At 55.5% G+C, this 19612-nt stretch carries 20 protein-coding genes; 9 read left to right on the forward strand and 11 right to left on the reverse strand.

What is annotated here, in order from left to right:
- Positions 1-62 precede the first annotated feature (62 nt).
- Positions 63-1181: a family 16 glycoside hydrolase gene (locus ACOOGA_RS13280; protein ID WP_420428871.1), complete on the reverse strand. Its 1119-nt coding sequence runs from the start codon at positions 1179-1181 to the stop codon at positions 63-65.
- 215 nt (positions 1182-1396) lie between these two features.
- Between ACOOGA_RS13280 and ACOOGA_RS13285 the strand changes: the two genes are divergently transcribed.
- Positions 1397-2749 carry a winged helix-turn-helix domain-containing protein gene (locus tag ACOOGA_RS13285; protein ID WP_420428873.1) on the forward strand — a complete coding sequence of 451 codons (1353 nt, stop codon included), beginning with the start codon at positions 1397-1399 and terminating at the stop codon, positions 2747-2749.
- Here the strand turns inward: ACOOGA_RS13285 and ACOOGA_RS13290 are convergent.
- Both ACOOGA_RS13290 and ACOOGA_RS13295 read right to left on the reverse strand, forming a co-directional pair.
- Positions 2746-3432, reverse strand: a complete 687-nt coding sequence (locus ACOOGA_RS13290; RefSeq protein ID WP_417459992.1) for a DUF2461 domain-containing protein — start codon at positions 3430-3432, stop codon at positions 2746-2748. The two genes, ACOOGA_RS13285 and ACOOGA_RS13290, sit on opposite strands and share 4 nt — an antisense overlap.
- Positions 3429-3779: a TfoX/Sxy family protein gene (locus ACOOGA_RS13295; RefSeq protein ID WP_417459993.1), complete on the reverse strand. Its 351-nt coding sequence runs from the start codon at positions 3777-3779 to the stop codon at positions 3429-3431. The genes ACOOGA_RS13290 and ACOOGA_RS13295 overlap by 4 nt, the downstream gene beginning before the upstream one ends.
- A 211-nt stretch (positions 3780-3990) precedes the next feature.
- Here ACOOGA_RS13295 and ACOOGA_RS13300 point away from each other — a divergent pair, with 211 nt between their 5' ends.
- The gene (locus ACOOGA_RS13300; protein ID WP_417459994.1) at positions 3991-5166 is read left to right on the forward strand and encodes a pyridoxal-phosphate-dependent aminotransferase family protein; all 1176 of its coding nucleotides are present in this window, start codon (positions 3991-3993) and stop codon (positions 5164-5166) included.
- A 60-nt stretch (positions 5167-5226) separates the two neighbouring features.
- Here the strand turns inward: ACOOGA_RS13300 and ACOOGA_RS13305 are convergent, their stop codons facing one another.
- The 3 genes from ACOOGA_RS13305 to ACOOGA_RS13315 form a co-directional block, all read right to left on the reverse strand.
- Positions 5227-5421, reverse strand: coding sequence for a hypothetical protein (locus tag ACOOGA_RS13305; protein ID WP_417459995.1), 195 nt, complete (start codon positions 5419-5421; stop codon positions 5227-5229).
- A 69-nt stretch (positions 5422-5490) separates the two neighbouring features.
- On the reverse strand, positions 5491-5703 hold the full coding sequence (locus tag ACOOGA_RS13310) for a helix-turn-helix transcriptional regulator (protein WP_417459996.1): 213 nt from the start codon (positions 5701-5703) through the stop codon (positions 5491-5493).
- Entirely contained in the window at positions 5700-6194 is a 495-nt protein-coding gene (locus tag ACOOGA_RS13315; protein ID WP_417459997.1) for a hypothetical protein, read from the reverse strand. The genes ACOOGA_RS13310 and ACOOGA_RS13315 overlap by 4 nt, the downstream gene beginning before the upstream one ends.
- Positions 6195-6441: 247 nt before the next feature.
- Between ACOOGA_RS13315 and ACOOGA_RS13320 the strand changes: the two genes are divergently transcribed.
- Positions 6442-7116, forward strand: a complete 675-nt coding sequence (locus ACOOGA_RS13320) for a glutathione binding-like protein (protein ID WP_417459998.1) — start codon at positions 6442-6444, stop codon at positions 7114-7116.
- Between the two features lie 227 nt (positions 7117-7343).
- Positions 7344-7910, forward strand: a complete 567-nt coding sequence (locus tag ACOOGA_RS13325) for a DUF1697 domain-containing protein (RefSeq protein ID WP_417459999.1) — start codon at positions 7344-7346, stop codon at positions 7908-7910.
- Here ACOOGA_RS13325 and ACOOGA_RS13330 read toward each other — a convergent pair.
- Together ACOOGA_RS13330 and ACOOGA_RS13335 are read right to left on the reverse strand one after the other, a co-directional pair.
- On the reverse strand, positions 7907-8338 hold the full coding sequence (locus tag ACOOGA_RS13330) for a hypothetical protein (RefSeq protein WP_417460000.1): 432 nt from the start codon (positions 8336-8338) through the stop codon (positions 7907-7909). The genes ACOOGA_RS13325 and ACOOGA_RS13330 overlap by 4 nt on opposite strands.
- Before the next feature lie 25 nt (positions 8339-8363).
- Positions 8364-9467: a fatty acid desaturase family protein gene (locus ACOOGA_RS13335; RefSeq protein WP_417460001.1), complete on the reverse strand. Its 1104-nt coding sequence runs from the start codon at positions 9465-9467 to the stop codon at positions 8364-8366.
- A 300-nt stretch (positions 9468-9767) separates the two neighbouring features.
- Here ACOOGA_RS13335 and ACOOGA_RS13340 point away from each other — a divergent pair, with 300 nt between their 5' ends.
- The 3 genes from ACOOGA_RS13340 to ACOOGA_RS13350 all read left to right on the forward strand — a co-directional run bounded on the left by ACOOGA_RS13340 (position 9768) and on the right by ACOOGA_RS13350 (position 14294).
- Positions 9768-10682 (forward strand): glutaminase, encoded by a 915-nt coding sequence (locus ACOOGA_RS13340; RefSeq protein ID WP_417460002.1) that lies wholly within the window; start codon positions 9768-9770, stop codon positions 10680-10682.
- Positions 10683-10812: 130 nt separating this feature from the next.
- Entirely contained in the window at positions 10813-13062 is a 2250-nt protein-coding gene (locus ACOOGA_RS13345) for a molybdopterin cofactor-binding domain-containing protein (RefSeq protein ID WP_417460003.1), read from the forward strand.
- 77 nt (positions 13063-13139) lie between these two features.
- A complete protein-coding gene (locus ACOOGA_RS13350; RefSeq protein WP_417460004.1) occupies positions 13140-14294 on the forward strand; it encodes a sensor histidine kinase in 1155 nt (384 codons plus the stop codon).
- 72 nt (positions 14295-14366) lie between these two features.
- Here ACOOGA_RS13350 and ACOOGA_RS13355 read toward each other — a convergent pair whose 3' ends face one another.
- Positions 14367-14783, reverse strand: a complete 417-nt coding sequence (locus ACOOGA_RS13355) for a group I truncated hemoglobin (protein ID WP_417460005.1) — start codon at positions 14781-14783, stop codon at positions 14367-14369.
- A 3-nt stretch (positions 14784-14786) separates the two neighbouring features.
- Positions 14787-15677 (reverse strand): DUF3034 family protein, encoded by an 891-nt coding sequence (locus ACOOGA_RS13360; protein ID WP_417460006.1) that lies wholly within the window; start codon positions 15675-15677, stop codon positions 14787-14789.
- A 180-nt stretch (positions 15678-15857) separates the two neighbouring features.
- Here ACOOGA_RS13360 and ACOOGA_RS13365 point away from each other — a divergent pair, with 180 nt between their 5' ends.
- Both ACOOGA_RS13365 and ACOOGA_RS13370 read left to right on the forward strand, forming a co-directional pair.
- Positions 15858-17744: a PAS domain S-box protein gene (locus tag ACOOGA_RS13365; protein ID WP_417460007.1), complete on the forward strand. Its 1887-nt coding sequence runs from the start codon at positions 15858-15860 to the stop codon at positions 17742-17744.
- Entirely contained in the window at positions 17734-18171 is a 438-nt protein-coding gene (locus ACOOGA_RS13370) for a response regulator (protein ID WP_417460008.1), read from the forward strand. The genes ACOOGA_RS13365 and ACOOGA_RS13370 overlap by 11 nt, the downstream gene beginning before the upstream one ends.
- Positions 18172-18181: 10 nt before the next feature.
- Here the strand turns inward: ACOOGA_RS13370 and ACOOGA_RS13375 are convergent, their stop codons facing one another.
- Positions 18182-19318 carry a sensor histidine kinase gene (locus ACOOGA_RS13375; RefSeq protein ID WP_417460009.1) on the reverse strand — a complete coding sequence of 379 codons (1137 nt, stop codon included), beginning with the start codon at positions 19316-19318 and terminating at the stop codon, positions 18182-18184.
- Positions 19319-19612: the final 294 nt, after the last annotated feature.

A 19612-nucleotide genomic window follows, 5' to 3' on the forward strand; every position in this document is an offset into this window, starting at 1 on the left:
CAAGAACCGCCCGTGCCAGACTTTTGGCACGAGCGGGCTTTCGCGGGTTGCATGAGGGTGGACTAGTGCACGGAAACGCCCTTCGGCACATCCACGGCGGCCATGAAGCCCCAGCCGCCAAACGCCTCGCTCACCGCGAAGATCACTTCATTTTTGCCCGCTTTCAGCGGCAGGAACGCCGTTTCAAACAAACCGATGGTGCCCAGGTAGCGGTAGTCCCGGTTCGCGTAGGTGTTGTTGCCGTGCGCGAGCGCTGCGCCGTTCACAAACAGGCTCACCCGGTCGCTGTAACCATATTTGAACGGCAGCAGTTGGGCTTTGTCTGCGGTGATTTCCACGCGCACCAGTTGGGTGTTGGCCTCCCGCGTGCGGGGTGCAAGCCGGGCAAGGTTTGCGGACCCTGCTTCATTGATATCCAGCCACTGCCATGTTTGGCCTTCAAGGAGCGCGGGGTCGAGCATGGTTTTGCCTTCAACCGCACCTGCCGCCACAACGCGGCTGCCGACGCTGAAGCCCTTAACCAGATTTTCGGGCAGGTCAGGCAGTGGTGCCGCTTCACCACGTAAGGACACATCATCGATGTGGGTGATATCAATGTTTGAATAATAATAGTCATTCATGAAGCCGGTCAGCGTGATGCTGCCTTCGCTGGTGCCGTGGAACAGGCTGTCCACATGCAGCACCGGGTCTTCGCTGTCGATATAGACATCCATCTTCGCGTCCTTGACCACAAGTTTCACATGGGTCCATGTGCCGAAGTTATAGGTGGTGGGGGCGCTATATCGTGGCCCGTGCAGCAGCTGCCACGCGTTAGTGCCGTTAAACACAGGCGTATACTGGTTGGCATCCGGCATGCCGGAAAGGTGAGAGCGCAGGTAAAACTCTTCCGAGTTTCGGCCTTCCCGCCCACGGAAATAGATGCCGGCAAAGCCGCGCGCGTCGGGCATGGCTATGTCAAACTCGATCACACCATTCTTGAAGCTTTCATCCTTGATGGTGGCCACGCCGCCGCTCAGTTTCAGGCTGTCGCGGCCCATGTGTTGCTCAAAGCTGGCGTTTTGTTCGCTGAGCTCCCACCCTTCGGGGGTCATCGCTACCGGGGCCGCGCTTGCGGTGGCAGTTATGCCGAGGCCTGCAATCAACAGGGCCGCGTTTCTAAATATGGGTGTGATGCGTTTCATGATGTTCCTCGCGTTCGTGACGTCTTGCATTTGTGATTGTATGGCGGTGCTTTTGCGCCGCGTATGCCTGAGCGTAAGGGCGGTTTTGGCCTTAATGCACTTTAAGAAAACCTTAAATCTGCACCGCGCACCGCCTATCCGGCGCTTTGCACTGGTATGCAGGGGGCGGGGCTTGTTAAGCTGACGGCCGAGGAAAACAGAAAGTGATATGTGGCATGGCAGTGGCAGGAAAAGCTGAAGGTGACGGCTCGGCCCAGATCGGCACCTGGGTATTTGACCCGGCCAGCAAAACCTTATGCCGGATTGGTGAAGATCCCATCCGCCTTGAAGACAAGGTGTCGGCACTTTTGGAGCTTCTTCATGCGCGCGTGGGGGAGGTTGTCTCCCGTGATGAGATTGTCACTGCCGTATGGGATGGCCGCGCGGTCAGCGAACAGACCGTGCCGGTTGCGATCAGCAAGCTCAGGAAAGCGCTTGCCAGCCCGGAAGGGGCGAAACCCTATATAGAGACCGTGCCCAAGCGGGGCTACCGCCTGCGGCCAACAAGTGGGGCGGAAAGTGCGCCAGCGCGCGGCCCCTTGTGGGTGCTGGGCGCGGTGGCGGTTCTTCTTCTGGCTGTTGGGCTTTTCTGGTCGCGGGATGATCTTTCGGTCACGCCGCCGGTGGCAGCTGAGAAGCCCGGCATTATCCTCACCCTCAAAGATATCCGGGCACCGTCCGGCACTGACGCAGATGTCAGGCGTGCCATAGCACTCAGTGAACTGGCGTCCTATTATCTCTCCCGGGTGCCGGAGGTTTTGGTTATCCGCCACTGGTGGAACTTTGATGCGCCCGACCCAACGGGCGGCATTTTCACGCGCTATGGTGAAGACACGCCGGTTTACCTGATCAAGGGAACGCTGATCGATGAAGGCGGTTCGCCGCTTGTGCTCCTAAGCCTTAGTGTGCCGCTCAAGGAAGAAGTTATCTGGTCTGGCGCGTTTGATGCGGACGGTTCGGCTGAAAGCTATTTCACCCTGCTGGCGAGCATGATCGAGAAGGTCGGTGTGCCAAACCCTATGGTAGCAAGGGCCGGAGCGCCAGCGCTGAATGTGGACCAAAACTTCTGGCATGGGCGCTATATGGCGCAGCTTTCGAACCGGGGTGCAGTACAAAATGCAGTGGCTGACCTTACCCATTTACTGGTTGAAAAACCAGACCATGTGATGGCACAAAATAGCCTTGCGGCACTGGCTGCCCGCTGGCCCGATCTTGTGCCTTCTGATCTTGTACCCAATGTGCCGGCCACCGTTACAGTGCTTGAGGGGGATCATCTGTCGGCGGTGGATGAAGCATCGGTTTACCTGTTTCGGGAGAAGGATAATGCGCGGGCACAGCAAGCGCTTGAGCGTGCCCTCACTCTCGCGCCGGGAGATCATTACGCCCTGTCGCTGCTTGCGGAAGCACAGGCGAGTGAGGGTGACATAAAAAGCGCGCTTGAAAATTATGAGAAAGCCATGCGGCTCGCACCATTCGCGCGGGCATATGGCGCGCGCTATGACGCCATTCAAAAACATGGTGCGAACTAAAGCTTCGTCGCCATCCAGCTATAAAGCGGCATCAGGGTCTCAAACGCCTGCAGGCAGGTATCCGTGGCGATGCCTGTGGGCCGCGCGCTATGGGGGATATGTTTCCATGCGCTCAGACTTTTGCGCCTGAGCAGGACGGTCGTTTCGTCGCTCGCGTTAGCAAAGCCCGAAGGCGTGCGCTTCAGCTCCGGCTCATCAATACGGTGGCCTGTGCTTGTGAGTTTGTGCATCAAGGCGATCAGATCGGCCGCTGCCTGATCATCCTCAATGTGGCGCCGGAAGGCGTCCAGAATTTCAGGCGAGAAGGCAACGGCCCCTGCGCCGCAGATCAACTCACCTGGCTCAATAGACAGGTAAAAAGCGGGGGCGGGCGCCGCACGGGCCTTCTTGCCACCACCCGGCCAGAAGGCCATGCGGATATGGCAGTTGAAGGGCGTTTTGTCTTTCGAGAAACGTACATCGCGGTAGATGCGAAAAACCTTGCAGGTCATCGGCGCTTTCAGGCGGGCTTCAAGCCCAAGGGCGATAGCTTCACCGAGCAGGGTGACAGGCTTTTTAACATGCACCTCAAAGGTCTTTTTGTGTGCCGTGAACCACTCGCGGTTATTGTTTTCCGCGAGCGTACGCAGGAAAACAATGCCCTCGCTCGGGAACAGCGGGACGGGAGGCTGGGCGGCGGTCATACCCAGACCCCGTCCTTTGTTTTTGGCGGCAGGGCCCGCGCGTTCACCAGCGCCATGGCAACCCATGCCTCAAGGTCATCATCGCGCTTCAGCCCCTCCGGCACCACTTCAACCAGGCCACCCATGCGCCGCCCGGTGCGCATGAACGGCGAAGCATGGGGATTTTCAAGCGCCGTGCTTTCCTGGGCTTTACCAACACGCGCCATCATGCCGGTTTTGCTGGCGCAGCACACCATGTTGCCATGCAGGTAAAAGCTGTGGCCGCCAAACATGCGCTTTTCATCCAGCCCTTCGCGGGCTGCAATCAACCGCAGCCGGGCAAGCAGGCCGGTCGCAAAATCATCCATTGTCATGCTCCTCTGAAGGGAGATTATTACGCGGGCATCCCCGCTGTCGTGACAATTTACAGTGCCACAGCCATGCTGCCAATTTCTGTCAGCATTATTCGGGAAAACCGTTCAACATTGCGTTTTGCCATATTTTCGCGCTAGAAATGCGGCCATACCCGCCTATGTGAAGAATAGTTTACCCCCTTTTGACGCCAAACAGGAGCGCGCGATGAAATCCTTCATGCCCCCAAAACGCACCCTGATGGGCCCCGGCCCTTCTGACGTTCATGACCGCATACTGGCCGCCATGGCGCGGCCGACCCTTGGTCACCTCGACCCCGCTTTCCAAACCATGATGGAAGAGATCAAAGAAGGTTTGCGCGCGCTGTTTGGTACAACAAATGCGCTTACGTTCCCCGTTTCCGCCCCCGGTTCTGCGGGCATGGAAACATGCTTCGTGAACCTTGTGGAAGAAGGTGACACGGTTGTTGTGGTCAAGAACGGCGTGTTTGGTGAACGCATGCGCGAAAATGTTGTGCGCGCGGGCGGCACCGCCGTGATGGTTGATGTGGAATGGGGCAAAGCCCCTGATGTGGATGAGGTTGACCGTGTGTTAGCCGAGCATCCGCAAGCGGGCATCCTCGCTTTTGTGCATGCTGAAACCTCAACCGGGGTGAGGGCAGATGCCGAAGCCCTGTGTGCTATTGCCAAAAAGCATGATTGCCTGACCATTATGGACGCGGTGACGAGCGTGGGCGGTATCCCGGTGGAGATTGACCGCTGGGGCGTGGATGCTGTTTACACCGGCAGCCAGAAATGCCTTTCCTGCACGCCGGGTCTGTCGCCTGTTTCCTTCTCTGAGGCCGCACTTGAGCGAGTGCGGGAACGTACAACACCAGTTGCAAGCTGGTTCCTCGACCTCAGCCTCGTGATGGCCTATTGGGACGGCACTGGCGGACGTTCTTATCACCACACGGCACCAGTGAACCCGCTTTACGGTCTTCATGAAGCGCTGGTGATGATTTTTGAAGAAGGGCTTGAGGCAAGCTATGCCCGGCACGCCAAAATGCACAAGGCGCTGGCTACCGGGCTTGAAAGCATGGGCATCACCTTTGTGGTGGATGCGGATCACCGCCTGCCACAACTGAATGCGGTGCGTGTGCCTGAGGGCGTGGACGAAGCCAGTGTGCGCAAGCACCTTCTGGAAGCTTACGACCTTGAGATTGGCGCAGGCCTCGGCCCGCTGGCGGGCAAGATCTGGCGTATCGGCTTGATGGGCACCTCTGCCCGGCAGGAGAATGTAGAGCTGTGCATCACGGCCCTTGCTGACGGCCTGAACCGCCACCAGAAAAATGTGGACGGTGAAAAAGCGCTTGTCGCCGCACGTGCGGTGTTGGCTGCATAAAACACAAAAGACAATGGGGGCCGAGGCCCCCAAATATTACGTGAGAAGTATGGTCTCGTTCTAATCTTCAGAAGAGGGGCGGCAAGCGGCCTTCTTGCTCTTGTTCGGCACTATAGTGCTCACCGCTGCCAATACGAGCAGCAGCATAAAAACTTCCTGTGACTGCTCACTCCCTTTCAGGATGAGGGCGGTGCCGATGAGCGCTGCAGCCCAGAGAATTGCTTGCGTGATGCGCGGGTTGTTTAGCTTTTTCATGTGATGTTCCTTTCTATTGTCATGTTTCAGGTTGTGTTTGGGTCTGTCGTTAACTCGGGCCTGTTTTTTTTATTCAGTGGTGGGCAGGGAGAAGATATCCTCCACAGCCACACCGAAGTGACGGGCCAGTTTGAGCGCGATCACGGTTGAGGGGGTAAAACGCCCCACCTCGATTGTGCTGATGGTTTTACGGCTGACACCAATGGCATCGGCTAGATCGCCCTGGCTGATACGGTGTTCTGCCCTGAACACACGGATACGGTTATCAAGCTCGTTGCTCATTCGTCTTGTTCCCACTCGTCAAGGTCCTCGTCGTGATTTTCCCGTACGAGGAGGTAGAACCCCACCCCGAAAGCACCAAGGGAAACAGCGAGCGCCATGTCGAGAAAGAAGGCCACCGGCAGGTGTGCAATCTCTGCTTCAAAAGCGCGGCTGATGGCCTGCAGAAGGATGAGGCAAACGAAGGTGGCGGTGAAGGCATGGTGGGCCGCGAGCTTGAAACGGTCAGCCATATAGCTGTCGGCTTCCGCCTGGCGGCAATTCTCGCTGCGCCGGAATATCGTGAAGCGCAGAAAGGAAGGCAGCATCAGCACCAACACCAGAATTGAAAGCACAAGTGTCAGGCTGTCGATGCGATCTGCTATCGCAGCCGGTGCAATAAATTCAAACGCCTGCACGCCATAGATGAAGGCAACAATGGTGACGCAAACAGCGGTGCGCCGCAGGAAGCTGTCCACCATCTGGGCGGCCGATATGTTTTTTTTGTTGCTCATGTGCGCTTCTCTTTTTTGGTATCTTGAGTATCAATATGTAACCCTTAGGTATCATATAGGGAGGTAAAGGTATCGTGTCAAGAGAAATTGATTTTTGCGCATTTGCAGGATCAGGCATGAATTGCACAGGCTTGGATATTCATAATGGTCCTGTGCAGACCCATATGGGGTTGAGCAAATTGAGACGGCGGCATAACCGAGCCACACAGCGACACAGACCTAAAGAGAGATAAGGAAGGGCACCCAGATGAAACCGATCCAGCTTTACACACTTGCTACACCAAACGGCCAGAAGGTGAGCATTGCCCTTGAAGAAATGGGCTTGCCCTATGAAGCCCACCGTATCGAGATTGGTGAGAACGACCAGTTCAAGCCAGACTTCATTGCCATCAACCCCAATTCAAAAATCCCGGCGATTGTGGACCCGAACGGGCCAATCGGTGGTGATGCAGCGGGCGATACGGCGCCGCTTAATGTGATGGAATCAGGCGCTATCCTTCTGCATCTGGCAGAGCGCAGCGGCAAGTTTTTGCCCACCGACCCACGCAAAAAATCAGAAGTGATCCAATGGCTGTTTTTCCAGATGGCCGGCGTTGGCCCCATGTTTGGGCAGCTTGGTCATTTCTTCAAATTCGCCCGCGACAACTGTGACCACCCGTACCCGGTGGAACGCTACACAAAGGAAGCCAAGCGCCTGTTGGGTGTGCTGGAAGCCCGGCTTGAGGGGCGTGATTATCTGGTGGATGACTATTCCATCGCTGATATGGCCACCTTCCCGTGGGTAAACTGCCTTGAGGAATTTTATGACGCGACGGAGCAGGTTGGCCTCGACAATTTCCCCAATGTGCAGGCGTGGCGCGCGCGCTGTAACGCCCGGCCCTCGGTAATCAAGGGCCGCAAGGTTTGCGGTTGGGACGACTAGGCCCAGCCTCAATAAAGCTCCATCTTTAAAGCGAACCCCCAAAACGTAGCCCCCCTACGTTCCTCCTCGCTTTAAAGCCCATGGCCTTTTGCCCCATTTCCCTATCCTCGCGTGGGCAAATGGCCAACTTCGGAGAGCCCGCTTCCAGTCCCTAGGAAGCGGGCTTTTTTTCTTGGCATTTGAAGACAGCCTGAGCATGCTGTGCGGGAAAGTAAGGGAGCAGGCGAGTGGCAAAATATGTGGGCCTGATGCGCGGCATCAATGTGGGCGGTAACCGCAAGATCAAGATGGCTGACCTGAGGCCCGTGGTGGCGAAAGCAGGGTTTTCAGATGTGCAGACCTATGTGCAATCCGGCAATATTGTATTCTCGGGTGATGCCGCACCGTGTACAGAGATAGAAAAGACACTTGAAGCCGCCTGCGAAAAAGCTTTCGGTTTTCATACCGAGATTATGGTGCGCGATGAGGCCACTTTCAGGGCTGAAGCCAGCGCGTGCCCTTATGTGGATGGTGAGCTGAACCCCAAGGCAGGGCTTGAGGGAAAGTTCCTGCATGTGGCATATCTGAGCCACGCGCCAAACAAGGCGAAGGTCGATACCCTGTTAGAGGCATATGGCGGACCGGAAGATATCACCCTCATCGGCAACACTTTATATATCTATTACCATGAAGGCTCTGGCAGGTCGGATTTCTCGAAATACCTGACAGAGAAGAAGCTTGGCGCTTCCCCTACCTCCCGCAACTGGAACACGGTTCAGAAACTGCTGGCTATGCTGGATGCGCAGGCGGGTTAAAGGTTCGCCCAAGCGCGCCATGTGCCAAGGGCGTGGGTGATGCCGAAGGTGAGACATATCAAGCTGCTCCACACCCAGAACGAGCTCATGATATCCGGCCTGAACAGATAGATGGGGATGAACGCGAGCCCGCGCAGCACATAGACCGCCGTGATGGCCATGAGCGCATATTTCACCAGCGGCAGCTTCATGATAAGCCCCGCGCCCGAGAAGGCATAAAGCCCCCATGTGAACAGCACAGTGGCGATCGCGAGGGTGATGAGTGTGGGGTACAGCTCGCCGCGCTCGGCCATCTTGGCCATGCCTTCGCCTGCGCCAAAAAAACGGTACCAGTCTGGCCCGCCAATAATGATGGCAACATGCGCGAGAGCGGCGGTGATGCTGAGCGTACCGCCGATGAGCAACAGGAGGTTGGAAGGGCTACTCATCGCGGTTCTCGATTTTATTTGAGGGTCAAGCCTGTTTTGCGGCTTTGGCTTCGCGCCATAGTTGGGCAACGGCCGCCCACAGGTTTTTACGGCTGGCAGCAAGGTAAAGCCGGTTGTCTGGTAACTCGGCCTTCAACCGCTCATGCGCTTTCTCTAGCTGGTGATACGGCATGCCGGGGAACAGGTGGTGTGTTGCATGGAACCTGAGGCCCACAGGTGCCCACAAGGGCGTGATGTAACGGTTGCCGGGCACGTCTACGCTATCAAGAAATTCTTCCTGCTGGCTCATGCGTTCCCGCCCGCCGTTCCGGTAGGCGTGGGCCGCCAGTGTGCGCAGGCCGTTGAGCACAAAAATCGCGAAGGTCACAGTGTACCAAACCCCAAGGAAGGTAAGTGGCAGGATGTCAAAATACACCAGCGCAAAGGCGGCGTAGGCATAAAGGCCCGTGAGCACGTCCTCGAGCAACCAGCTTTTGCCTTGGTCTTTTTTAGGGGCCGGGCGCAGGTAAGCATAATCAATCACCAGCGAGCTTGCACGTTCCCACACATAATCACGGAAGCGCTTGCTGATGAGCGTGAGCGGCATCAGCACCGTATAGCGGATCACGAGAAGAACCGGTACGAGAAACGCCTGCAATACAAAGGCGACCATCTTCCACGGTTCATCCACAGCGAAGGGCAGGTATTCGCCGTCTTCTTCCGTGCCGTAAACCTGTGGTTTGTGGTGGTCGATATGCACATCGGCGTAGGTATAGGCAGGCACCATCATGGGCATGCCGCAGGTGGCGTTCCAGAACCGGCGGAAACCGGTGAATGTCCCTTTGCGGAAATGTGCCAGCTCATGAATGAAGATCACCGCGCGGTAAAGCGCGAGCGTGGCTATGACAAGCGCTATGATTTGCAAAGCGGAGCCAATTGGCGCAAGCGTTGCGGCCGCCACTGCGCCCCAGCCAAGCACGTTTGACGTGGTGAAATCTGTCCAATACAGGCGCGCGTTGGGCTGCCACAGGTCTTTCACCAGCTTGCGTGCTTCACGAAGCGGAAAGTCTGCCGCTTCCGGGTGCGCGCCGCTGTGGGCTGCCGGGGCCTGGCCAGCGCCGTTTGTGGCGGGCATTATTTCTTTTTCCATCACGCCTTGCATGGTCCGTCTTCTTTAACTTTGGTGGCTGCGTCATAGCAGCATTTATTGGGTTTTGCCATAATTGCAGCCGCGTGCATAGCGGACATAAAGCCGCAGTTCATAGGGCACTGTGGCCTTATGCGGCAGGCTTACGGCGAAAATGTGGTCATGATACGCGCCTTTTCAAGGTGTAGTGTGGCACCGTGTGTGGCTAAAAATAGGGTTGGCAATTCTTTAAATCGGTGGCTTAACCGTCTAGGTTTACCAAAGCTCGGATGATGTATGACCTTAACGGAGCGCAGTTGATTGATGGACTATCAGGCAGTGCTGGATTATATCGCCGAGGCGGTAACGCCCCAGTTCGGCAAAGGCAAGGTGGCGGATTATATCCCCGCGCTTGGCAGTGTGCCTGCGGGTAAATTTGGCATGGCAGTGCAACTGCCGGACGGTAGCGCCTTCAAGACAGGTGACGCGGATGAGCCGTTTTCCATCCAGAGTATCTCCAAGCTTTTTGTGCTTCAGTTGGTGATGTCTCATTTTGGTGACATGGTCTGGACCCGTGTGGGCAAGGAGCCCTCAGGCGACCGGTTCAATTCCATGATCAAGCTTGAGATGGAACATGGTGTGCCCCGCAACCCTTTCATCAACCCCGGCGCGCTGGCGACGCTTGACCTTTTGATGAGCCTGAAGGGCGACACCAAACACCGTATCCAGAACTATCTGCGTTTCCTTGCGATGAATGAGAGCGTGAGCGTGAATGAGACCGTGATGCGCTCCGAGCTTGAGCATGCCAACCTCAACCGGGCCATGGCGCACCTGATGAAGGGCTATGACAATATCCATATGGATGTTGATGAGCTTTTAGAGACCTATTGTTTCCAATGTGGGATGGAAATGAGTGTGGTTGACCTTGCGCTCGCGGGCCTGCCGCTGGCCACCGGCGGGCATTCCCAAGTGCATGATGCGACGGTGCTGTCGGCCAGCCAGGCCAAGCGTATCAACGCCGTGATGCTTACCTGCGGCACCTATGACAGTGTGGGCAGCTTTGCTTACCGTGTTGGCGTGCCAGCAAAAAGCGGTGTGGGGGGCGGCATTTTGGCCATTGTGCCGGGCAAAATGAGCGTGGCCGTATGGTCGCCCGAGCTGGACACTTTTGGCAACTCTTATGTGGGTACGGCGGCCCTGGAGATGTTTACGTCGCTCACGCACACCAGCATCTTCTAATCCTCTCTCAGCGCTGATTTGCGGCAAAACGCGTTCGTTTTGCGGCGAACGGAAGCGAAAGCATGCAGCATTAGTGTTATGTTATCCGCTCTACCCTTTCAGAACGGGGTCATCAGGACGGGAGGCCATCATGACATTCAATCTGAACCGCAGAGATATGTTTCGCTATACCGCTGCCCTTGGCGGGCTGGTCGTGACCGGGGCAGCTTTTAACCCACGCCGCGCCCATGCAGAAACGAATGAAGGGGCGATTACCCCCATGGTGCATATCGCACCGGATGGCGACATAAAGATATTCTACCCCAATTCCGAGATGGGGCAGGGCGTTGATACCTCCATTCCCATGATATTTGCCGAAGAAATGGACGCGGACTTCACGCGTGTTTCAGTGGCAAGCATGCCCTTGATGCTGACGCGGGATGCAGAAGGCCGCATGGCCTGGAAGGTGGTGCCGCAAGGGGCCGGTGGGTCCACCAGTGTCACCGACGCCTGGACCAGTGTGCGCCAATTGGGTGCCACCACCCGCGCGCTGTTTCTGGAAGCCGCGGCCAAACGCTGGGGTGTGGCTGCGGGTACCCTCAAAACCGAACCCTCCGTAGTGGTCAACCCGGCGGACGGTGCACGGCTGAGTTATGGTGATCTGGCGGCCGAGGCAGATAAAGTGATGCTGCCGGACGGCTTTGAGCCCGGGCTTAAACCGCGCGCTGAGTGGCGCATCATCGGCCGGTCCCATAAACCTATGGCGCACCGTGATATTGTCACCGGCAAAGCCGTTTTTGGGATAGATGCCACCTATCCCGGCGTGAAAACCGCCGTGATCGCGCGCTCCCCCTATCTGGACGGTTTTGTTGAAAGTGTTGAGGACGCGGCAGCCCGCGCTGTGCCCGGTGTGGTGGATATTGTGGTGATGCCACGGCCGGATCTGGATAAAAACTACACCTATCTGGCCGCAGGTGTTGCGGTGATTGCCGACAGTTTCTGGGCTGCAAAAAAAGCCCGCGATGCGCTCAAGATCGCGTGGAACAAAGGGCCTTATGCTGATGAAAGCACGGAAAGCTTTGACGCGCACTGCGACGCGCTTTTAGGCGGCACAGGCCAGGTGGTGCGCGATGATGGCAACGTAGATACTGCCAAAGCCACGGAAGGCGTGCGGGTGTTCAGTCGTCGTTACCGTCAGCCTTTTGTCTCCCATGCCCAGCTTGAGGTGCAAAACGCCATCGCCCATGTGCAGGGTGACAAGGCCACGGTGATCGGCCCGTTCCAGAGCCCGTCGGGCGCATCAAGAGCGGCCCACGCGCTGACAGGCATTGACCGCCTGAGCATTACCGTAGAAATCACCCGGCTTGGTGGCGGGTTTGGCCGCCGCCTGACCTCTGACCACGCGGCAGAAGCCGTCTATCTTTCCAAAGAATCCGGCCTCCCGGTCAAGGTGGTCTGGACGCGTGAGGACGACCTGAGCCATGACTTTTATCGGCCCGCCGGGCACCACGAATTGGTGGCTGGCTTTAATGAAGCCGGACGGATGGTTTCATGGCAGCACAGGCTGGCCAGTGCGTCAAAATATTACCGGCGGGACAATGTGGCCCCTGAGGGAATGTATGCAGCAGAAATGTATGTGGATGATTTCCCCGCCGGGCTGGTGCCTAACCTCAGGCATGAATATTTCAGTGCAACGTCAGGCATGCCGCGCGGCAGCTGGCGTGCACCCGCCCATGTGGCCAACGCGTTTGCGGTGCAGTCCTTCCTTGACGAAGTGGCCGAAGAGCTTGGCGAAGACCCGTTAGCGCTTCGGCTGAGGTTGCTTGGGGAAGGGCGCGAGCTGCCATATGGCCAGCATGGCGGGCCGGTGTTTGACACCGGGCGGCTTCGTGGGGTGCTGGAGGCCGCAGCAAAACTCGCTGGCTGGGGCAAGGAAATGCCTCAAGGCCATGCACAAGGTATTGCCGGGCATTTCACCTTTGGTGGTTATTGCGCGCAAGTGGCGGAAGTGGAGCGTTTCACGGACGGCAGCTTCAAGGTGCACCGGGTTTATGCAGCCATTGATGTGGGCACGGTGATCAACCCTGAAGGCGTGATCAAGCAGGTTGAGGGCGGTATTAACGACGGGCTTTCCGCAGCCTTTGGGCAGGAAATTCGCGTTGAGGGCGGGGAGGTGCAAACCCGGAACTTCGATACCTACCCACTGCTGCGCATGGCAGATGCCCCGACAGAAATCACCACCACCATTATTGATAGCGACAAAGACCCTTCCGGCATCGGGGAAATGTCGATCCCTGTGATCGCGCCGGCTGTGACCTCGGCGTTGGCCCGAGCAGGAGGGCCGCGTGTTCGTCATTTGCCGATTTATGCAAAGAATAACGAGGGTGTTGTGAACGCCTGAGCTAACCGATCAAGGTTTCTTTTACTATTGAACCATACACTGCCCCTCAGGGGTTGATACAAGTGTGGTGAGTAGTAATGAATTTTGTTGGTTTGTTTTGGCACCCTACCATCCTGCTCTATATCGGCTGTGCATCGATCTTCGGGTTTTTGTTATGGCACCGGACGGATTTTACCCGCATTGATCGCGGGTATTACACCATGCTTGTTGGTGCGGCGATCCTGACATTCGCGACATTCATCGACTATGCAGAAGAACTTTCCTGGGGCCAAAGCGCGCTGTTGGCGCTGATGGATGTGCCCAAGGTGGAAGGGCAGCAACTGCCGTTTATCTACCTGCCGGGCATTGCGCTGTTTGGCCTTGGCGTTTCGCGCTGGGTGCCAAAAGTATTGCTGGCGACAAAGGAAATTGGCCTGCGCCGTAAAGCGGAACTGAAGCAGCGGAAATTGCTGGACGAAATGCGGGAACTCGCCGTGCGGGCCGAAGATGCGCACCGGGTTAAGGCTGAGTTCCTGGCCAACATTGGCCATGAGTTGCGCACGCCACTGAATGCCGTGATTGGTTTTGCGGAATTGATGCAAAACTCCCAGTCCACCACACCACAGAAACAAGACGAATATCTGGACATTATTGCCAGCAGTGGGCGTAACCTTCTGAGCCTGATCAACGATATGCTTGAGATGGCCAAGTTGCAGTCTGGTCAGGTGTCGGTAGAGCCAAATTTCTTCAACCTGAAGGATGTGATTGAAGAGTGTATCTCATACCATAGCCCGCTTATTGATGAAAAACGGTTGCGGCTTCTAGTACAGTGCGAGGAAAAGCCCGTATGTGCTGACCGTCGGATCATCAAGCATATTGTTTTGAGCTTGATCTCGAATGCAACGAAATTTACCCCCATGCGCGGTCGGGTAGATATTTTTGTATCAGCGACACCGGAAAGTTTCTCTCTCACCATCAAGGATACGGGCATCGGCATGAACGAGGAAGAGCTTGCCCACGCCATGCGCCCTTTTGTGCAGCTTGACGCTGGCCTCGCGCGCAAAATTGAAGGTGCAGGCCTTGGCCTGCCGCTGGTGGACCGCTTCTGCCGCCGGGTGAATGGTAAAATGGTTATTCATTCTACCAAAGGGCACGGCACTACCATTCATATCGATGTGCCGCAAATGGCGGCAGCGAACAACAGCAGCATGTTCAGGGAAGAAGAAAAAGCGCCGGTATTGCGGGTGGTATAGCTGCGCGTGGTATAAAAGAAAAAGGCCCGGTCTGATCGGGCCTTTTGTTCGCATAAGCTGTGAAAGCTTTCTCTAGCGTTCCACAATATCTCGTTTCATGGGTGCCAGAAGGGCCAGAAACTTGTTCTGGGTACGGAAGGGCACGCCTTCTTCATCCATGGCTTGTTGAAGCTGTTCCACAAGCGCGTTGAACTCGTTTTCCGTGATGCCAAGCTTGATGTGTGATTTTTTCATGTTCACACCCTTGTATTTGCAAGGACCGCCGGTCAACTCACAAAACTGGTCAACCAGCAGGTTCGTAAGCCGGTCACGTTTGGTTTGCTTGAACTGGTGCGCAGTGCGAGGGTCGTTGAACGTTAGCTCAACCAGCCGCTCCGTGATGCGCACCAAAGCGTCCTGCCCGCCAAGATCATCATAGAGGCTATCTGCAAACGCAGGGGCTTGAAGGCCAAGCAGGCCGCATATCATGATTGTCTTGAAAAATTTCATCGATCAGAACCCCACTTGCATTGAAAGATAGAAGCCTTGCTGCCTGCCTTGAAGCGCGATATCGCCAAGGTCCACGGCAGCCGCCGTTACGGTGAAATGTTTGCTCGGCAACCAGACCACATAGGCGGCTTTTGCGTCCTGTTCTTGCGCGAAGGCAAGGTTGTCCGGCTTTGTGCGGTAGTCAAAACCAACCACAAAATTGCGGGACAGCAGGTAAGCGAGCGAACCTTCAAACTGAACGCTGTGATTGGAGCCGTTTGGGCCACCAAAACCAAGAAGGCCAAACTGATTGGCTTTCGTGAGCCGTGCTGCGCCTGAGACCACGAGGTTTTGCCCAAGCAATAGCTTGCTTGCCGCTACATAATAGTCAACGCCGTCATCGTCTTCGGCGCCGACTGCGCGAACGATATCGCCCTTGTCAGCGCGCTTATATTGCATGCCAACGGCCACTTGCGGCATCCAGGTATCCTGATCATAAACCGCATCACCAAACACCTTCAGCTTTGCGCCGATAATATCCTGATTGAACTTGAAACCGTCACCAAGCCCGAGGCGGCCACCGGCGGAACCTGTATCAAACCACTGCCTGGTGTAGGAAAGCTCAAGCCGGTCATAGAGGCCAACGGTGACACCGGTTGCGTTCAGCGTAAAATCATCGGTGGTGACATAGGTGTGGTGCGCGCTGGCGCCAATTTCGCGGTTGGTACCATAGCCTGAGATCATCGCCCAGGTGGACAGGCCTGCACCCCCGGCACCTTCAACTTGAATAACGCCGGGTGTGGCGAGAATTTTGCCGCTGCCAAAAAGCTTTTCATCGGCACTCACGGAAAGCGAATATGTAGAGCTAATCACAAGAAGGCTTGCTGCCATCTTGCCAAGATTATGGGAAAACATTGTGGGGCCCCTGAGATCATTTGCAATAAGCGCCTTCTTTCTACGCGGTAGATGGTTAACGGATTATATATTCTGACGAATTTAGTGTTGTTTGGCCTGCGGATTATATGCCATCACTACAAAGCACGGTATTGGGACGCCCTGAACGCCTGTCGCCCGGCCCTCTAAGGACTTGGATTTATGTCACTCATCGAAAACCTGTTTTCAGATCAGTTCATGCCCCATGGTTACTGTTACATGTGGGCGCCCGAGGTCCTCTGGACGCATGTTTTGTCTGACGCGTTGATCGCTCTCGCTTACTTCAGTATTCCGCTCAGCCTTGTTGCCTTCATTAAAAAGCGCCATGACATAAAATTCTCAAACGTCTTTTACCTTTTCTCCGCCTTTATTTTCCTGTGCGGGGTGACGCATATTTTTGGCATCATCACCGTATGGCACGGCACCTACGGCCTTTCAGGCATTGCCAAGCTTGCCACGGCGATCGTATCGCTTTTCACTGCCATTGCGGTGTGGCGGCTTATTCCCCTTGCGCTCAAGATCCCGAGCCAGAAACAGCTTGAGCGCATTGTTGCGGAACGCACGGACGCACTTCAGCAGCAAAAGGGCCGACTTGAACTGGTGCTGAACAAAATCTCCCCCGCTGTTATTGGTGTGGACGCTTACGGCAAAATCAAGCTGGCAAACCCGGCGGCGACGGCGCTGTTTGGTTATACGAGTGAAGAACTTATTGAGCAGCCGGTTGAGATATTGGTGCCAGAGGCGGTGCGGGAGCGGCACCCAAGCCACCGCGCCATGTTCTACGCTGATGTGACAGCCCGCCCCATGGGCCAGGGCAAGGAACTGTATGGCCAGAAAAAAGGCGGGGACTTGTTCCCGGTTGAGATTGGCCTGACCCCGGTGGATGACGACCCTGAACTGGTGGTTATCGCAACCATCGTTGATGTGTCTGAACGTATTCGTATCGCGGCGGAGCGCACCCGCCTTCTCGCCACCATTGAGGCGTGTGACGATGCCATCTTCAGCCTTGACCTCATGGGTACGATCCAGAGCTGGGCGCCGGGGGCGGAACATCTGTTTGGCTACCCGCCGGAGAAGGCTGTGGGGTGGCCTGCATCGCTTGTGCTCGCAAATGATAATCCGGACGAGATAGCTACAATTCTCGAGCGGGTGGAAGGTGGGCGCACCGTACGCCACTTTGAAAGCAAATATCGCCACGCCAATGGCTTTGAAATTGACGTGTCCATGTCGATCTCGCCGATCCGCAATCCACAGGGGTTGATTGTGGCGGCGGCTGTGGTGGCGCGCGATGTTTCCGAGGCGAAAGCCGCGGCCGAAGAACAGAAACTCCTGAACGAGAAGCTCGCGCGGTCAAACGAGGCGCTGGACCAGTTTGTTTATATCGCCGCACACGATCTCAAGGAACCGCTTCGGGGTATTCATAACCTGTCATCCATTGTGCTGGAGGATTGTGCCGACAAGCTGGACGAAGAATATCAGGATGACCTGAAAACCATGGCGCACCTCACTGTGCGGATGGAGCGTTTGATTGACGACCTCCGGGAATATTCTCGTATTGAACGACGTATCGAGAAGGCAGATACTGTTACCTGCGAACAGGCCATTCATTCCGTCGTTGATGATCTGCAATCCTTCCTCAAGGAAAACAGCGCGGAAATCCACGTTTTGGGGGATATGCCGGATGTGCGTATGTCATCGGCCTGCCTTGCGACGGTGTTCCAGAACCTGATCACCAATGGCGTTAAATATAACGAGTCAAAGGATAAAATTGTCGAGATATCTGGTGCTATCCGGGCAGGCTTTGTAGAATTCACTGTGAAGGACAATGGCATCGGCATCGCACCTGAGTTTAAGGGGCGGGTGTTTGAGATGTTCCGCCGGTTCCACGCCGAGAATGAATACGGCGGGGGCACCGGTGCTGGTTTGGCTATTGTGAAACGCGTGATTGACCACCACGATGGGTGGATAAAATTTGACAGCGAAGTAGGTAAAGGCACCGTTTTCCATTTCGGTTTGCCTATTGTAAAGGATGTAGCTCATGACGAATGAACCCGAAGGTGGCCTGATTCTTCTGGTGGAAGACAGCGAGGCTGACGTGCGGGTAACACGTCGTGCTTTTAAAAAAGCGGGGGTTGAGAACCCGGTTGAGCATTGCGCAGATGGTCGCCGTGCGATCAACTACCTGTTGCTGAGCAAGCGCCCGGACGGCGCGCGCCGCCCCTCTCTTGTGCTGCTTGACCTCAACCTGCCCGGCGTGGATGGCCGGGAAGTCTTGCGCACGATCAAACATAACGAAGCCTTCCGTACCATTCCGGTGGTGATCCTCAGCACGTCGGATGACGAGAAGGATGTGCAGGACTGTTATGATCTGGGTGCTAACAGCTACCTCAAAAAACCACACGATCTGAACGGCTTTGTTAACGCCATGCAGTCGCTGTCAGAATTTTGGTTTCGTGCGGCGGAGCTACCTGCCTGATAGCAGTGTCTTATACATAACTTGATGTCGTCTCAGTGGGTGCGGTGTTTTCATTCGCCGCATGATCCAGCTTTTTTGCAACGATAATGCGGAAGATGCTGCCACCACCCGGGCGACCCTCACACCAGATCTTGCCTCTGTGCAGATCAACAATCTTCATGCAAATCGCGAGCCCGAGGCCTGAGCCGTCCGTGCCTTTATGGTGGATGCGGTGCAGCGGTGTGAAAATGGCATCGCGCGCATTTTCTGGTACGCCGCGGCCATTATCTGCCACCGAGATAACGCAGTATTCGTCCTTCTCTTCGGCTGAGATGATGATTTCGGGGGCGTCGTCACCACGATACTTAATCGAATTGCTGATCAGGTTCTGGAACAACTGCGTCATTTCGGTCGGGTAGGCTTCTACGGTGGGTAGGTCATAAACCTTTATCACCGCTCCTTCGCGCTGGATATTCTTGTCCAGAAGGTTGCTGACCACCTCGATAACTTCATTGAGGTTAACAAGCTCTGGTGTGTCTGCCGTCGTGCCTGTGCGCGCATAATGCAGAAGGTCTGCGACCAGTTGCTTCATGTAAAGCGCGGAGGTCATGGCGTTCTCAAGATGCGCGGGCACCTTTTCCAGATCACCGCTGGTTAAGCCGTTCTGCGCGAGGGTGAGGAAACCAATCACGCCAGACAGGGGGTTCGCAAGATCATGTGCGGCACTTGACGCGAAATTCTCCATCACCAGACGCTGGTGCGTGCGGGTGCGTTTCTCGGCTGAGTGTTCAATGGCACGGTCCAGCGCTCTAACAAGGCGTGGCCCGTCTATCTGATTTTTGGTTAAATATTCATGGGCGCCCAGCTGAATGGCGCGGGCTGCCACTTTTTCATTGCCGTCACCGGTGATCATCACAACACCAGTGAAGCCGTTGCTTTTATCTTTTGCCATACCTTCCATGAGCGCGAGGCCATCGGAATCCGGCAAATTATAATCCAGAAGCAAACAATCGTAATGCTTGCAGGCCAGTTTTTGCCGTGCGCCAGCGATCGTATCGGCCGTATCAATGTGAAATGCCTGATCGGTTTTCGCGAGCTCGCGTGTGATAAAGCGCCGGTCTGCGCGACTATCATCCACCAGCAGAATATCCATAAAACGACGTGGCATTGTGACCCCTTCAGCTAGCCGGCGGATTTTATTCAGGGCATGGAATGAATAGGCTTATATTCATCAAGTAATTCATAACCAAATTTGGTACGAAAATCCAGTTTATTTGGATCAGAATTATTTTTCACTTAATATTTAGTTAAATTTTATATGATTATAGTTAAATTTCGGTAAATACTATAACGACACCGTTAATTGTTTCATCATCAATTACGATGATTTGGCTGTATATTGGTAAATTTTTAAGTAAAGATCGGCTTGGGCGCGTATTTCATAAAGAAAAACTATAAACCC

The sequence above is a fragment of the Kordiimonas sp. genome, assembly GCF_965216265.1.
Lineage (GTDB): Bacteria > Pseudomonadota > Alphaproteobacteria > Sphingomonadales > Kordiimonadaceae > Kordiimonas.

Coding starts and splice junctions, on each gene's coding strand:
- ACOOGA_RS13280 (WP_420428871.1), bottom strand. CDS start 1,181: ATGAAACGCATCACACCCATATTTAGAAACGCGGCCCTGTTGATTGCA.
- ACOOGA_RS13285 (WP_420428873.1), top strand. CDS start 1,397: ATGGCAGTGGCAGGAAAAGCTGAAGGTGACGGCTCGGCCCAGATCGGC.
- ACOOGA_RS13290 (WP_417459992.1), bottom strand. CDS start 3,432: ATGACCGCCGCCCAGCCTCCCGTCCCGCTGTTCCCGAGCGAGGGCATT.
- ACOOGA_RS13295 (WP_417459993.1), bottom strand. CDS start 3,779: ATGGATGATTTTGCGACCGGCCTGCTTGCCCGGCTGCGGTTGATTGCA.
- ACOOGA_RS13300 (WP_417459994.1), top strand. CDS start 3,991: ATGAAATCCTTCATGCCCCCAAAACGCACCCTGATGGGCCCCGGCCCT.
- ACOOGA_RS13305 (WP_417459995.1), bottom strand. CDS start 5,421: ATGAAAAAGCTAAACAACCCGCGCATCACGCAAGCAATTCTCTGGGCT.
- ACOOGA_RS13310 (WP_417459996.1), bottom strand. CDS start 5,703: ATGAGCAACGAGCTTGATAACCGTATCCGTGTGTTCAGGGCAGAACAC.
- ACOOGA_RS13315 (WP_417459997.1), bottom strand. CDS start 6,194: ATGAGCAACAAAAAAAACATATCGGCCGCCCAGATGGTGGACAGCTTC.
- ACOOGA_RS13320 (WP_417459998.1), top strand. CDS start 6,442: ATGAAACCGATCCAGCTTTACACACTTGCTACACCAAACGGCCAGAAG.
- ACOOGA_RS13330 (WP_417460000.1), bottom strand. CDS start 8,338: ATGAGTAGCCCTTCCAACCTCCTGTTGCTCATCGGCGGTACGCTCAGC.
- ACOOGA_RS13335 (WP_417460001.1), bottom strand. CDS start 9,467: ATGGAAAAAGAAATAATGCCCGCCACAAACGGCGCTGGCCAGGCCCCG.
- ACOOGA_RS13340 (WP_417460002.1), top strand. CDS start 9,768: ATGGACTATCAGGCAGTGCTGGATTATATCGCCGAGGCGGTAACGCCC.
- ACOOGA_RS13345 (WP_417460003.1), top strand. CDS start 10,813: ATGACATTCAATCTGAACCGCAGAGATATGTTTCGCTATACCGCTGCC.
- ACOOGA_RS13350 (WP_417460004.1), top strand. CDS start 13,140: ATGAATTTTGTTGGTTTGTTTTGGCACCCTACCATCCTGCTCTATATC.
- ACOOGA_RS13355 (WP_417460005.1), bottom strand. CDS start 14,783: ATGAAATTTTTCAAGACAATCATGATATGCGGCCTGCTTGGCCTTCAA.
- ACOOGA_RS13360 (WP_417460006.1), bottom strand. CDS start 15,677: ATGTTTTCCCATAATCTTGGCAAGATGGCAGCAAGCCTTCTTGTGATT.
- ACOOGA_RS13365 (WP_417460007.1), top strand. CDS start 15,858: ATGTCACTCATCGAAAACCTGTTTTCAGATCAGTTCATGCCCCATGGT.
- ACOOGA_RS13370 (WP_417460008.1), top strand. CDS start 17,734: ATGACGAATGAACCCGAAGGTGGCCTGATTCTTCTGGTGGAAGACAGC.
- ACOOGA_RS13375 (WP_417460009.1), bottom strand. CDS start 19,318: ATGCCACGTCGTTTTATGGATATTCTGCTGGTGGATGATAGTCGCGCA.